12 protein-coding genes and 1 pseudogene are annotated in these 13,950 nt (G+C 43.8%); 9 read left to right on the top strand and 4 right to left on the bottom strand.

Translation table 11 applies throughout. The features are described from left to right. The first annotated feature begins 169 nt into the window (after positions 1 to 169). Positions 170 to 802: an NUDIX hydrolase gene (locus BM415_RS15295; protein WP_091159550.1), complete on the top strand. Its 633-nt coding sequence runs from the start codon at positions 170 to 172 to the stop codon at positions 800 to 802. A gap of 92 nt (positions 803 to 894) precedes the next feature. Here BM415_RS15295 and BM415_RS15290 read toward each other — a convergent pair whose 3' ends face one another. Both BM415_RS15290 and BM415_RS15285 read right to left on the bottom strand, forming a co-directional pair. After that, entirely contained in the window at positions 895 to 1,680 is a 786-nt protein-coding gene (locus BM415_RS15290; protein WP_091159549.1) for a TrmB family transcriptional regulator, read from the bottom strand. Between the two features lie 52 nt (positions 1,681 to 1,732). Beyond that, entirely contained in the window at positions 1,733 to 2,485 is a 753-nt protein-coding gene (locus BM415_RS15285; protein ID WP_091159547.1) for a zinc ribbon domain-containing protein, read from the bottom strand. 386 nt (positions 2,486 to 2,871) lie between these two features. Between BM415_RS15285 and BM415_RS15280 the strand changes: the two genes are divergently transcribed. The 3 genes from BM415_RS15280 to BM415_RS15270 all read left to right on the top strand — a co-directional run bounded on the left by BM415_RS15280 (position 2,872) and on the right by BM415_RS15270 (position 8,423). Next, positions 2,872 to 5,235, top strand: a complete 2,364-nt coding sequence (locus BM415_RS15280; protein ID WP_091159546.1) for a UvrD-helicase domain-containing protein — start codon at positions 2,872 to 2,874, stop codon at positions 5,233 to 5,235. A gap of 113 nt (positions 5,236 to 5,348) precedes the next feature. Next, positions 5,349 to 5,711: a hypothetical protein gene (locus tag BM415_RS15275; RefSeq protein WP_091159544.1), complete on the top strand. Its 363-nt coding sequence runs from the start codon at positions 5,349 to 5,351 to the stop codon at positions 5,709 to 5,711. A gap of 261 nt (positions 5,712 to 5,972) precedes the next feature. Beyond that, positions 5,973 to 8,423 carry an Ig-like domain-containing protein gene (locus tag BM415_RS15270; protein WP_244533417.1) on the top strand — a complete coding sequence of 817 codons (2,451 nt, stop codon included), beginning with the start codon at positions 5,973 to 5,975 and terminating at the stop codon, positions 8,421 to 8,423. Between the two features lie 31 nt (positions 8,424 to 8,454). Here BM415_RS15270 and BM415_RS15265 read toward each other — a convergent pair. Continuing rightward, positions 8,455 to 9,093: pseudogene (locus BM415_RS15265) on the bottom strand (alpha/beta hydrolase-fold protein); the annotation flags it as partial. A gap of 46 nt (positions 9,094 to 9,139) precedes the next feature. On the opposite strand from BM415_RS15265, the gene BM415_RS25135 reads away from it, so the two are divergent. From BM415_RS25135 to BM415_RS15250, 4 genes are all read left to right on the top strand, one after another. Further along, positions 9,140 to 9,292, top strand: a complete 153-nt coding sequence (locus tag BM415_RS25135) for a hypothetical protein (protein ID WP_170862507.1) — start codon at positions 9,140 to 9,142, stop codon at positions 9,290 to 9,292. A gap of 447 nt (positions 9,293 to 9,739) precedes the next feature. Next, positions 9,740 to 10,708, top strand: coding sequence for an HNH endonuclease family protein (locus BM415_RS15260; protein WP_091159541.1), 969 nt, complete (start codon positions 9,740 to 9,742; stop codon positions 10,706 to 10,708). 31 nt (positions 10,709 to 10,739) lie between these two features. Next, positions 10,740 to 11,270 carry an SMI1/KNR4 family protein gene (locus tag BM415_RS15255; RefSeq protein WP_091159540.1) on the top strand — a complete coding sequence of 177 codons (531 nt, stop codon included), beginning with the start codon at positions 10,740 to 10,742 and terminating at the stop codon, positions 11,268 to 11,270. Positions 11,271 to 12,075: 805 nt separating this feature from the next. Then, a complete protein-coding gene (locus BM415_RS15250; protein WP_091159538.1) occupies positions 12,076 to 12,282 on the top strand; it encodes a hypothetical protein in 207 nt (68 codons plus the stop codon). A gap of 284 nt (positions 12,283 to 12,566) precedes the next feature. Here the strand turns inward: BM415_RS15250 and BM415_RS15245 are convergent, their stop codons facing one another. Next, positions 12,567 to 13,088, bottom strand: coding sequence for a hypothetical protein (locus BM415_RS15245; RefSeq protein WP_091159536.1), 522 nt, complete (start codon positions 13,086 to 13,088; stop codon positions 12,567 to 12,569). A 660-nt stretch (positions 13,089 to 13,748) separates the two neighbouring features. Between BM415_RS15245 and BM415_RS15240 the strand changes: the two genes are divergently transcribed. Further along, positions 13,749 to 13,931 carry a hypothetical protein gene (locus BM415_RS15240; RefSeq protein WP_091159535.1) on the top strand — a complete coding sequence of 61 codons (183 nt, stop codon included), beginning with the start codon at positions 13,749 to 13,751 and terminating at the stop codon, positions 13,929 to 13,931. Positions 13,932 to 13,950 lie beyond the last annotated feature (19 nt).

The following is a 13,950-nucleotide window of genomic DNA, read 5'->3' as shown; positions in this document are numbered from 1 at the left end:
TCACTATCTCAACATCCATCATTGATGTAATGTGCGAGGATTGAATTTAACCTTACAGCTTCATTGCAGCTATTTTCCCCTGAAAAAGATGTAATGATGCTGACATAAGATCATCACAATATATGATAAGTATTAAGCAGCCCCGTCTGCTGTCTGGAGGTCATACCCAATGAGTGAAGAAATGTTTGATATCTACGATCCATCAGGGACACACATCGGTACAGCACCTCGTTCTGAGGTTCACCAGGAAGGCTACTGGCACAAATCCTTTCATTGCTGGCTGGTACGCGACACCCCGGAGGGGAGAACGCTTCTGTTCCAGAAGCGGACAAGCAGCAAGGATACCTTCCCATCGTGTTTTGACATCACTGCTGCGGGCCACCTTACTGCGGGAGAAACGGTTCGAGAGGCGGCAAGAGAGCTTGAAGAAGAGCTTGGCCTTCGTACCGAATTCGAGCAGCTCACCCCTCTGTTTGAAGTAACAGAAGAAATGAGAGGCAAAGTTTCCGGTGTGCCCTTCATCGATCGGGAGATCAGCCATGTGTACGGTTATCTTAGTTCATGGGAGCTGACTCAGTACAAGCTGCAAGCAAGTGAAGTTGCGGGATTGTATGAAGCAGACCTAGAACAGATGCTCAATATGTTCCTCGGCGGCCTAAGTGAAGTGACAGCCACAGGCATCCTTTTTCACGCAGAAGAAGGCCGTTACATCAAGGTTACAGAGCATGTTCTTCCAGCCCAGTTTGTTGCAAGGCCTTATTCCTACTACGTTTCTGCCTTCAAAAAGTTACAGCAGCTATAACGCAGCCATATAAAAAAAGGATCTCTGCCGCGACAATGCACCAAGGCAAACCATCGCGGGCAGAGAACCTTTAAACTACATACAGTACAATGTTACCTCTCTACAACATATTTGTTCATCATATGCTCAAAGCGCCGGCCATAACGTCTCACCAGCTCCTCGCCCATATCTTCCTCTAATTCGTACAGTATTAACTCCTGAGCAAAGTATTCAAGCAGCAGCTTGACCATCAGCGGATGCTCTGTTACGAGAGCCTGCGTCATGCATTCTTCCCCTCGAATTCCCAGCATGCACCATTGCCGATCTATGACAAAAGAAAACTTCCGTCCGCATAGCTCGGCTGATGGCTCGAAGGGATCCCATGGGAGCATAGAATACTGCTCTCCTGAATCACCATCGTAAGACCAGAGCAGTCTAACTCCCCGCTCCTCTGCAGCTCTCAGCTCCTCGTGAAACAGAGCAGCCTCCTCTGCACACATGTCAATGACGATCTCCTTCTGCGCCTGAGCAACCTGGAATAGTAATGTGTCCAGCACCCGGCGTTCTCCCTCCATGTTATAGAAGCCGGGAGAACCCGGATTGTGCCTCGGCATGGACCTCTCAACGAAATGAAGGGACTGTCTCACATTGTCCGAAATCTTGCTTGTCAGCTCCTCCGGTGTAAGCATGCTATATCTGGCCGGCTCCCCCTTGCTGCAATGAAGATAACCCTCCGCATTCAGACGCTGGAGCATGGCATAGATATTCGAACGTGAAGCGCCAAGACGCTTAGCTACCTCATATCCTGATGAAGCCCCTTGTCTGGACAGATCAACCATAATTTTGGATTCCATCTCTGTAAAGCCCAGATTCTTAAGATGCGCAAGCAACTGCTCCATCGTCACTATCCTCCCATGCTGTTAAGGAACCCATGCGTACCTTTATCTTTAATTAGATCTGCTCTGCACCACAATGTGGACACCATTTCGATCCTTTTGGCAGCTCGGAGGCGCAAATTTGACATTTCACGCTTTCACGCGGAACCTCAGCTTTGACAGGCTCATCCATGTGCTCATTATTCTCTTTCCAATAACGGATTCGCTCGTCCAGCTCCTGCTGTCTCTCCCGCTCACGCTGCAGTTCCTCCTGACGTCTGCGTTCCCACTCCGCGTCAAACTCTTCCTTCTCTTCGGGGAGGAAATCCTTCAGATCGTAATCATCCTCATCCAGCGGCAGCTCATCGTTATCCAGCATCAGATCAGGGAAGAGCTCCTCCTTCTCCTCTTCAACCACAACTTCTTCCGCAGCCGCTGCTTCCGGTTTAGCTGGAGGGGTATAAGTCTCCGCGTCCGCAGCTGTTAACGGACGACCGCATTTCGGACAGAAATTCGCATCCAGATCGGATACATGTCCACACGCACAGACCCGTTCATTCTTAAGTAATGCGATCTTCTCGCGAAGCTCATTGATCTCTTCCTGCAGCTCATCACAAGCTTCTGACAGCTCCATCATTTTTTGTTCGGCGATCGACATGTCCTGTGCACGGTAACCTTCATAGAAGATACGGCCCATTTCTGTATAGTTCACGGACATTTCGTGTTTGATATTCGCAATTTGTGAGTTTAGTTTGTTGATTTCCACAGCATGCTGTGCCTTCTCCGTTGCACGGCCTGCCCCGTCTTTAATTCGCTGTAAAAAATTCATCTTAGGTTCTTCCTCCTCTTTCCCATGACAAGCTGAAAGTATACTCACTTGCAGCTAAGCCTTCACTCATTACTTAGCCAAGACCCAAAAAGATAAAACTGAAGCAATTTCATAACTCGTTAAAAAGGTATTATGAAATTGATTCGTCTACCGATAAATTATACCGAATGCATCGCAGAAGTCTGTTCGTTTAGGTATAATAGAGAGCGGTTTGTTTATACTTATTTGCTTCCATTTTTGTGATGGTTCAGGCGTGATTATAATAATGCTCTGATGCTCCTTAGTACTGCTGCAGTAGCTAAGGTGACTCTATCATACCAAATTTACAGCCCTCTTGTGAAAAGGGCAATGATTTACTTTGAAATTAGATGAGGTGTACGGTTTTTATGTATAGTGTGAACCCTATTTTTCATCTGCGTCCGCTTGGTGTTACCGGAAATTCGAGACTTCCGCGAGCCAAACCGGCTCCCGATCAAACAAGTATTGAGCTTGTTTCTGACAAGGAGAAGGATGCTGACTTCTTCAGGTCACTTGAGCAGGCAGGCATCCTTCTGAATGCTCCTCAGATCAAGGCGGTACGTCACGGCAAGGGGCCACTCCTGACACTTGCGGGCGCAGGCTGCGGCAAGACAACCGTGCTTACTTCCCGGACAGGCTATCTCATTCAGGTCGCTAATGTCCCGGCAGGGAGCATCCTGCTCGTCACTTTTACAAGCAAGGCAGCCGGCGAGATGAAATCGAGAATTGCCGCCATTCCCGGCATTCGTCCGGCAGCCGCACGCGCTGTCCAGGCACGGACGTTCCATTCCTTTGCGCTGATGCTGCTTCGTCACTACGGCATGACGGAGGATATTTTTGGCGATACCAAAGCCCAGCATACAATCATCAAAATGATTCAACGCAAGCACGGACTTAGTGATGCCTTTCAGCCCGAGAGCCTGCTCTCCTCCCTATCCGCCTGGAAGATGGAGGGCAAGACTGCAGACGAGCTTCCAGATGCCAGCCGTGAAGAACGGGAAGCTAAGCAAATATTACTCGGCTATGAGGCATGGAAAAAGGAACGCCGCAAAATGGATTTTGATGACATTCTGCTTCACGCGAATCGACTGCTGTCAGACCCAGACATCCTTCGTCCGCTCCAGCAGCGCTTTCAATATATTATGGTCGATGAATTTCAGGATACGAACGGACTGCAGTACGAACTTGTACGCAAGCTGGCCGCAGCGCACCGGAATTTGATGGTTGTAGGAGATGATGACCAGACAATCTACACCTTCAACGGGGCTAAACAGGAGGTCATATTGGAGTTCGATAAGCTGTACCCTGGCGCATCGGTCATTACGCTCGATATTAATTATCGCTCTGACTCCCACATCCTGGGGCTGGGTACCGAAATCATCAAGCACAATAAGAAACGCAGATATAAACGGCTCGTCTCTGCCGGCAAGCAAGGCTCTCAGCCCTTATACGCGACTCCTTCCGGAGCAGAAGAGGAAGCCTCCTGGATCGTAGGACATCTGCAGGAACAGATTGAGAACGGACAGCATTCTTATAAGGATATTGCCATACTGCATCGCACCGCGAGCAGCAGTCGTGCGATTTTTGAACAGCTTGTACTGAAGGATGTGCCCTTTATACAGCACGGTGCAGGGCCGGTCTTCTACGATCAGAGCTTGGTCAAGCCGCTTATGGATCATCTCAGACTGTCTCTCAATCCCAGGAATTTTGAGGCCATTCCAAGTACACTTGGTCCTCTCTACATTTCCAGGGATACAGGACTGCTCTATCTGGATCAACAGGAGAAACAGCAGCCCAAGAAGTATCCACTGATCCATTTTACCCGTTGGGAACAGCTTAAGCCGTTTCAGCAGGAGGCCGTGAAGGAACGAATTAAGCTGATCAAAATGCTAAAGTCCATGACGCCGCTTGCTGCCATTCAGGAGATGAGAAGACAATTCTACGATACCTACATGGAAAGTGGAGATCCGAGCATCTACACCCATTATCGCGAGACGATTCTCGAAACACTCGATGAGCTTGAAGCGGCAGTCAAGCGTTTTGAGACGGTCGAGAGCTTTGTTGCTTTTGCAGATGAGCTTACAAGGCGGCATAAGGAAATGGAAAGCCTGCAGGCAGCAAGCGACAGCGATGCCGTTCAACTCATGACCATCCATCGTGCCAAAGGGCTTGAATTTCCTATCGTCTACTTAATCGGAGCAAGCGAAGGAATCCTGCCACACAGCTCTGCTCTCACGAGGGAAGCGCCTGAGGATCGAAGGGCAGCCCTGAATTCAGCCTCTTCCACCACTGAGGTCGAAGAGGCTCTGCTTGAAGAGGAACGCAGACTCGCCTATGTCGCGGTTACAAGAGCCAAGAAGCAGCTCTATATCACATCACCGGCAAGTCAGCACGGCAAGCCGGCTCCCGTGTCGAGATTTCTGCTGGAGGCGTTCGGCATCAATGATTCGCAAGATCAGCGAGGCAAGGTGAGCGAGCGCAAATCTTATACAAGAGACCATCCTCGTTCAAAGGAGAAGGAGCATAGCCGTTCAGAACGGGCAACGCATCAGCGCATGGAAACGGTGCCCGTATGGTCCTGTACTTCCAGCTCCTGTCCTGCCTGGATTAGACAGCATCCTGCTCAAGGAACAAACAAGACGTCTAACAAACCACCGTCCTGTCCGCTGTGCAAGTCGGCGATGGAGAAGTCGATGCGTGAGGTCCCTGCCATACCCAAGCATTACAGATGATTGATTCATTCATGGTGATAACCGTGTAAGAACTCTTAAGTGCTGCGTCACGCGAATTTATCGAAACAGCTAAATTTGGGTATGCCGTAGACAGCTTAAGAGGAGGTGCTCTAATGGGAAAACAACCCTATTATGTATCCATCACTCAAAAGTTGATTCATCAAGATTCCTCAGAATCGAGTGATTATGAAGTACACTTAGATGAAGAACAGCTAAGTATTCTTCAGGATATGCTCACAACCATGGATCAAGAGGACAGATACACTTTGCAGCGGACCCCTGTGCCTTACAAATCAGCCGATCACGATGATGCAAACGATGAGTTTACAGTTCAATTAAAAGAGCTGTACCAGTTTATTTACGACGCGGGAACGGATGACACCCGTTCCGAGATCCGCAGGCTTCGAATTTTGGGCAAGCTGGACCATACCGACTATGACAATAAAGGCTATGAGAATTCACCCTTGAACAAGTGAAATCGTAGAAAAAGAAGCGCCGTAACGGAAGCTTCATCTTCGAAAAGACCAAATTCGCATCAATGAATTTGGTTTTTTCGTATTTAAGCAAAAATAACCTGACATGAACCCTGCAGCAGTTCTATTCACCGTTTTTTCGTAATATTTAAAAGTAACCGCTTCAAGCTGACACCAAATTTTGTAGATCGGTTTTTGTAGTGATCACAGCAGCGTTTCTCGTCAAATATGTTTACATCATATTGACAAGGATGTGAGATGATCATGATTTCTTTTCTGCGAACGTGTGGGTTTTTGAGCCTCGTATGGGTACTCGCCTTGATTCATGTCCCTCCCTTATCTGTTACAGCAGCAGCCCGAATTACGATTGACTCGCATCATGATGGACAGACGATTTCCCCAGACCTGACCCTGCTCTACGGAACGTATACCGATGTCTATGAAGTGGAGCTGATTGTGAACGGCGAGATGGTCACTGATGTTCAGATGGATGATCCTGACGGCAACGATAGCGGAGATTGGTCTTATTCCCTCAACACTTCACAGTGGGATGGTCCAATTGAGGTTGTCCTGAAGTCGAAGGATACCGGAACCCGATATGGGATTTGGTCCTCATTTATGACGCTCGTCGTTGATAACCCTGCAGCACATATCCCTGAGGTTCTTATTACAGATCCGGTCGAGCGTACGATGCTAAAAGCCAAAGAGGAGGTCAAGATTACGGTTAACAGCAAGAACAACATTACAGAGGTTGAGCTTCGTATTGATGGCAAAGAGTGGATTCCGGTTGAATCCAGCCGTGACGGGTACTCCTATACGTGGAGTACTCGAAAGGAAGCGAAGAAGGTTCACAGTCTTGAAGCAAGAGCGACCGATGCGAACGGGAATACAGGATACAGTCCAACGATTTATGCAGACACGAGGAAGATTTCAAGTGCCGGGGAATTAAACGACTCGGTGAATGATATGGAGAATGATATGGAGATTGAAGCAGAGGACGATGTGTCATTACAGAGGGCCCTTGATTCGGTTGATTCGGTTGATTCGGTAGTAGACAGTGTATATGAATCGGACTCGGTGGCAGACAGTGTTTATGAACCAGACTCATCCATGGATGATTTAGGGGAATTGCTGCCCGAGCCCGCTCCACTTCCTGATCAGGATCGGGCGATATGGATATGGGAGACCGCTTCCTATCATCTTGTACGGAATCCGAATTCCTGGCCTGTCTTGTCCTCGCTTGCATCAGATACAACGACTTTCAATCAGCGGCCCATTACTACATTGTACTTAGGCGTTGGCCAATATGATGGAGCCTCTATGCTGGAGGATTACCGCAGTGAAGTCCGGCAGTTTATTACTTGGGCACATGGAGCAGGGTTTCGAGTGGAAGCTCTTATTGCCGGCGGAACCAAACCGCCTTATTTTGGAGCCTATACAAGATACCGTACACAAGCGGTGCAGGAATTTGAAAAAGTGCTGAATTACAATATTGCTTCTGAAGCCGAAGCGCAGTTTGACGGAATTAACCTCGATACAGAGCCTTATATTCTTCCGGATTTTAAGACAGCTAAACCGTCTGTCCAGGTTCAGTATCTCGATATGCTCGCCGCACTTATGGAACGCAAGGCAGCTTCTGGCCTCACCTTCCCCGTCGGAGCAGCAATCCCGAGATGGTACGATACCTCTGCGGATGCCAGCAATATTCCTTGGAACGGAGCAACCAAGTGGATGTCAGAGCATATTCAGGATACAGCAGATTATATCTCTATTATGAACTACCGTGATCAGGCGGAAGGAAGCGCAGGCATCATTAATCATGCTCTCGGGGAAGCTGCTTATGCGAATACGATTGGCAAACCCAAATCCGTCATTATCGGAGTAGAAACGAAAGATATTGCCGATGGTGGTGACCCGGAAACGATTAGCTTTAATGAAGAAGGAAGGACATACATGGAACAGGAGCTTGCCAAGGTCTACACTGCCTTTACGAATGATCCCGCCTTCGGCGGTGTTGCGCTCCATCATTATTCCTCACTGACTGATTTCCCTAGCCAATGGGGGCCGGGAGGATATAGATGGTCACCGCCAGCCGATAGCGAACCACCTACTGCTCCTGCCGGGCAGGTGCAGGCTGTAACTTTTGATCACCAGCGGATCGACCTCTCTTACGGGATGGCACATGATAATACCGCCATCAACGACTATCGGATATATCGAAGCACAGATGCCATATTTAATATCGGTCCAGATACGTATGCAGGCACAGCCAAGGGGTTGTCGTTCGAAGACAAAGGGCTGCTGCCGGATACGACCTATTACTATCAAGTGACAGCTGTGGATATTCAAGGCAACGAAGGTCCGCCGAGCAGCATCGGTTCTGCAACGACCGGCTCTTCCGCATTAAAGCCAATGATCATCAGTGATATGCACATCGAATTTGCTGGCGGCAAAGCAGCCGTCTCCTTCAGCGTCATCGACCGCGATACCGGGGAACCAGTGCCTGCCAAGGTCAGTGGCAGATTTACACTCATGGCAGGCAAGTATGTTACCGCCGCTACGGACGAGAACGGACTTTTTCAAGCAGTATCTGAGAGCATTACCGCGGCGGACGGCGAGATCAGCTTCCTGCCCCGCCGCATTATGGCATCCGGCTATTACTGGGCAAGCGGGTATGATGAACTGCCTTATCTGAGTGTCACATGGGGACCGTAAATCGGGCCAAATAAGAAGAAGGCGGAGCCAGCTATGTGAACAGCCACTTTAGCGCTTCGGGAAAATGTTTGGCAAAAAACAAGGCATCATGTGTTCCGCCTTCTTCTACCGTGAACTTCAGCTTATCCTCAGGAAAGCCCTTGTCGATCAGTGCTCTGTAGGCTTCGTGCGTATTCTCTACCATATTTCGCTGGATACTTTCCTTATATACGCCTTCCAGGCTGCCTACAGACATATACAGCCTCTGATCGCAAGAAGCCACTTCCGTATCTTGAATAAAAGCCAGCATCCCCTCATACCACATGGAGGCAGATATGGCGCCGATTCTTCCGAATAGATCCGGACGCTGGTATGCCGCATAGATCGAGATCATCCCACCCAGAGAAGCTCCTACCATTGCTGTATTCTCCGGACTGGAAAGGGTACGGTAGCTATGGTCTATATGAGGCTTCAGCATGTCTGCAATGTACGCAATATAATCCTTCCCCATGCCGCCAAAATCCGCCGACTTCCCATTTAACGACGGAGCAGGCCATGGTGTATACTCATCATTCCGATGAAGAGGTACGATGCCCACAAATATAATCTCGGGAAGCTCCTTGACCCGAAGCATGTGCTCAAGCAGATTCAAGCAATTTCTTACCATTGTTAATCCATCTGGTATATAAACAACGGGGAAACGTGCTTATTACACCAATATTGTGGAGGTGTTGCAATTGAATGCGTATGATTCAGATCGAGATAAAAATATTGAAACCCAATTTGTAAAAGTATTGCCCAGTATATGGAACAAGGCAAAAAAAGAAACAGATAAAGCTTTAGAAATAGAGAGGAAAATGTTTGGACAAGCACGAAAGGTAAGTAAATAGAATGATACTAAGAACTTTGAGTTTTGAAAAAGGTGTAGATGACGAGGATCTATGCCTTTTTGATTTTATAAAGTTTAGAACAAGGTAGCCAGTTTTTTTAATTCCTATTGGCCACGCTTGGATTTATAAAAAATCTTAGTAACATCCCTGAGATATACTTCAGGGATGTTGTTTTTGTATAGTTAAAAAATAAAAATAATTTACAACCTTTTACAAGTTTAAGGTGTTCTTATTGAAGAAGGAGAGGAGTGTGATTGACTAAGATCAAACGATTTTGACTTGATTAGTAAACTATTTTCTCTTTATGTTACGCACCACAACAACTATAGCTATGATCGGCAAACAGAGAAGGAAAGCAATGATTAAACCAGAAATATCAAAGTTCATAATTTCACCACCAGTAGTACAAATTTGGTTTATGCTTGATACTAGAGGAGGAAGAAAGAGTTGAAAAAAATTAAATGGTTGTTATCAATGTTTATGGTAGTAGCTCTAATTCTAACGCTGACACCTGTGGGATCAACAATAAATGCAGAAGAAAATGGACCATCCATTCAGTTTTTGGGAGAGAACAAAGAAGATATTGGCCAAGAAGTGAAATTGAACTTTGTTAAAGAGTATACAGAATATGAAAATCCGAACGAAATAGAAGATCGTTATTATTTTATCGAATATAAAGAGAATGGATCTAGTGTAACTACTGAAATAAGTGAACAACAAGCCTTTCAAAATGCTGCTGCTAGTGAAACTTCTTCTGCTGTAACTCCTTCATCTTTGAATGGTATCACTGTTTCCACTAGAGTTGACGCGGGAGCAAAAGATGCAAGAAAAGCTAATTTCAAAGCTACCATCATGTCGATTACCGGTTCAAAACCAAATAAATTAGATTTTAAACTTAATCTCGGAAGATCAATGACCCGATCAACAACCACTAACATAGTATCATCTGTTACTTATACTTTGTCCGGAGTACTAGGAATTAAAGTTGGAGCTACAGTCACTCATTCCTTTGATGCAACCGTTACCGGTTTCTACACTGTGGTGTCAGATATAACGGCCAAAAATATACTCGGTGTTGTACTTGGGACAGATACTACTAATACTTCAACTATCTTGCTAAATACAAAAGGGAATTTATACCCTATATACACTGATGTTGCTTCTGCTAAAGTAATGAAAGAACCAGCAAGGGCTGATTGGGCTAGAACAACTCCTATCTCATGGACTACTAGTGATCGCAACAAATACATTGATTGGTATAATAAGGAATATCCCAATAATTATGATTGGACCTTGAATCATGTCCATCATATGAGACCTAGAAACTTAGGCGGTACCAATGACTATTCAAATTTAATACCAATTTTAAATACTCATCATACTTCGGTAGTTAGCCCATGGTTTGTGGCTTATTAAATCTATTAAATATGTAAAGGGTGTTGACTTAATGAGTACAAACAATACTCTCAACCAAGGGCTTAAAGGTTTGATTACTCGAACAAAAAATAACAATTATAGTCAAAGTATCTATAATATTGATGGTATTGAAGAAACGTACACTTTTAAGTTCAATAGCCCTGTAAGTACTGACATACTCGCTTCAAAGCTTTTAGTTAACTTAGAATTTAAGCTACCGCTTGATTACGAGGATTTTCTAAGTACTACTGATGGTTGTCGTCTTTTTGAACAACCTCAATATGGATCTGAAGATGGTATATATGGCTTAAATGAAGTGTTAACACAGAAAGAAATTATTGACTCAACCTATGAGAAACCTGAACTACTAAATGTTGCTTATATTCTACAGGATTATATCTTCATTAATCTTAAAGAAGTGTCTGAGGGCAAACCAACCTACATGTATGTTAATGATTGTTATTCGCCTATAGAATATATGAGAAGTTTAAATTGCGACTTTCAAACATGGTTAGATCGCTTTATCGTTTGCCAAGGAAATAAATATTGGGATTGGTTATAAGAAATGAACTTAGAGCAGCCATCATTGGCTGCTCTTTTGTTGTTAAGAAGGAACTTACAGCCCCTTAAATTGCCCCTGAAACGGACGATCTTCCGTCGTCATCGCTCAATCCCGAGGGTGTCTCAATGGTCCGGATCCACGTGCATGCAGCTATTGAACAAATCATGAGTATATGGATAATATGATTTGCAGCTAGACTGCATCCAGGGAAGCGGGCCAAAGTGAGCTGCTGTGAGCTGCTGAATGAGGATACCCCTAATAAAAAGAGCCTATGTATATAGGCTCCATGTCAGAAATCTAAGAAGTAATTTGTATTTCTTGTAGCCGATTTATTTCATTAAGCTCAAAGTAGATTAATCCTAAAAGAATAGCAATTATCAATAATAAAACAATAATAATCTTATTATATCTGTCCATTTTTGTACCTGTAAGTTCACTCCTTAAAATTTTTTTTGAGTTAAACTGCCTTGCTTCATCTCGGGGAACGCTATAAAAATAGAGTTATGTACACTTGGATCCCCTTTATACTAAGAACACCATCACTATGAACACAGTTTGAAATTTTATAAAAAAATTTTGTCACTACAGAACAACTCAGTTGTTCCAAGTTAGTTCAGATTCACAAGTTAGAATTCATCTGTCCGGTATATAATATGTAAGAAAAAAATTTTAACGATATTTAATTGATTCCTCTGGACAGATTGCGGAGCTATTTCGGACTTCTTCTTTAAATAAAGTATACGAAATTCATTTTTGGCGAAAATGTAAAAAGGCAAGCCATCATGAAATGAGGAGTGAAGACGACATGAAAGTTGTAAGGACAGGGATCATCAAAGGTAGCGAATTTATAGGGGCAATTGGGGAACTGGATAATGGAAAGTGGATGGCATCTCTCGCGGCAGTAGCTACAGCTGCAGGTGGTTTCAACCATCACTACACCAAAGTGTGTGACGATGAGGACAAAGCGGTTAAAGCCATAAACGATACCTGGTCGGAACTGGAAAAAGTTTAATTATTCGAGTGACACAAGTATACGTTATTCCGGATCCGGGAAAAATAGATTCATAGAGTATAAGGAGATGGTATCCCTTGCAAAGAGTCTGCCCGGGCTGTGGTCACGAGCTTGTAGAAATCGAACCCAACTTATTTGCTTGTATCTCAGAATGTGATTACTTGGTTGAAAACGAAAATGAACTTATTTTTGAACCTGAAGAAGCCTGGCATGATTAATGCCAGGTTTTTTAATTCCGATTGGCCAGACTCGGATTTAATAGGGAAATAATAGACAATAAAACGTTAGAAAGTCTCATTTATTATAACCTTGCCTGTTTGATCTTTAGCTTCAATTAGAGTGCTTTGCATAGGATTCTCCGAAATATAATACCAAAAAGTTAAATCAGTAGCATTAACTATATTACAATCATGACCATTAATTTGAATTGTTTTTATTTCAGAGTTGTTAATACTACCGTACACAACATTTAAATTTAGTTGTTTAGATTCAGATATTTCATATGTAAGCCCTTTTTTTGAATCTAATTCTATTGCACCTATTATATGTGTTGACATGCCTTTATTATTTTCTATTACACTTAATCCAAGTCCAGATGAAGTATTATATACTGTGTTGGTATAGAAAGCATAAATAATATTGTTTTTTATCTCATAGTGAATTAACTTTTGTAAAGTATTGTCCTGAATTTTTATCTTTCTCTCTATTTTAGTTTCAATGGTTTCATTTTGCTGAATGATTATCTGGAGAGTAAAACCGACTGCGAATGCAATGAATATCAGTGGGATTATTTTTTTTAGTTTCAAGAAATCACCTTCTTTTTATTGAATTTAAAAACTAATCACACCACCGATTCAAATAATCTTATTGTAAATCATTTTAAGATAACAAAGCCCTCTTTGAAAGAGAGGCTTTGTTTATCATTAAAATAAAATTTTAGTGTGTATAGATCCATTGGTCAGCGTCTGTCCACTGACTACCGGCATTTGTCCATCCAACTGAAGCAGAGTAAGGACCGATCCCGATGCTATTAATAGATGTTTTGTCCCAGGTATGAGCATACGTACCATAATGCTGTGTTTTTGCACCAGAACCTGGTTCAGTTACAAACTCAAAATAGACAGAGAACTCACCATAATGGGAGTTATAATTTTCTACACTTCCTGCAAATAATCGGTCTTGCCAGCGAAACGCACGTCCATAGTTACTATAATTTTCATAGAATTGAACATCTTGAATCTCACCTTCCCAGTAATCATAAACGTATGCATTAGTTGAATGTGTAAGAATTTGTCTGTTTAAACCTAGAGTGAAACCTTCGTAACCGCCTACATTTCCAGGTCCACTTGCTTGATTTGTGAATTTATAGTTTAATCTTTTCCTTTACACCTTATCGATTCGTTCAACATTTTGGTGAATATAATGTTTTAAAGTAGGAAATAATTGTTAGAAAGGGAGGCGATATTATGTTTAAAAAAATATATTTAATAGCCTTTTCAGTGACTATTATTTCAGGAGTGGCATTAATATCGAATTCAAAAGCAGACACCTATCCAGAAATGGAAACCGTAAATAAGACAGTTGAAAATCCTGTTAACACTAATTTTTCAATAAATAACGTAAAATCCATAAAATCGGAAAATCAGTAAAAAGCGTAGAATCCGTAGA

Source organism: Paenibacillus sp. 453mf, assembly GCF_900116105.1.
Lineage (GTDB): Bacteria > Bacillota > Bacilli > Paenibacillales > Paenibacillaceae > Paenibacillus > Paenibacillus provencensis.
Note: the sequence above shows the minus strand (reverse complement) of the source record. Positions and strands in the feature narration are given on the sequence as shown.

What these genes read in the sequence shown, in the direction of transcription:
- BM415_RS15270 (WP_244533417.1), top strand. Translation starts at nt 5,973, where the DNA reads ATGATTTCTTTTCTGCGAACGTGTGGGTTTTTGAGCCTCGTATGGGTA.
- BM415_RS15295 (WP_091159550.1), top strand. Translation starts at nt 170, where the DNA reads ATGAGTGAAGAAATGTTTGATATCTACGATCCATCAGGGACACACATC.
- BM415_RS15255 (WP_091159540.1), top strand. Translation starts at nt 10,740, where the DNA reads ATGAGTACAAACAATACTCTCAACCAAGGGCTTAAAGGTTTGATTACT.
- BM415_RS15240 (WP_091159535.1), top strand. Translation starts at nt 13,749, where the DNA reads ATGTTTAAAAAAATATATTTAATAGCCTTTTCAGTGACTATTATTTCA.
- BM415_RS15275 (WP_091159544.1), top strand. Translation starts at nt 5,349, where the DNA reads ATGGGAAAACAACCCTATTATGTATCCATCACTCAAAAGTTGATTCAT.
- BM415_RS15250 (WP_091159538.1), top strand. Translation starts at nt 12,076, where the DNA reads ATGAAAGTTGTAAGGACAGGGATCATCAAAGGTAGCGAATTTATAGGG.
- BM415_RS15290 (WP_091159549.1), bottom strand. Translation starts at nt 1,680, where the DNA reads ATGGAGCAGTTGCTTGCGCATCTTAAGAATCTGGGCTTTACAGAGATG.
- BM415_RS15280 (WP_091159546.1), top strand. Translation starts at nt 2,872, where the DNA reads ATGTATAGTGTGAACCCTATTTTTCATCTGCGTCCGCTTGGTGTTACC.
- BM415_RS15285 (WP_091159547.1), bottom strand. Translation starts at nt 2,485, where the DNA reads ATGAATTTTTTACAGCGAATTAAAGACGGGGCAGGCCGTGCAACGGAG.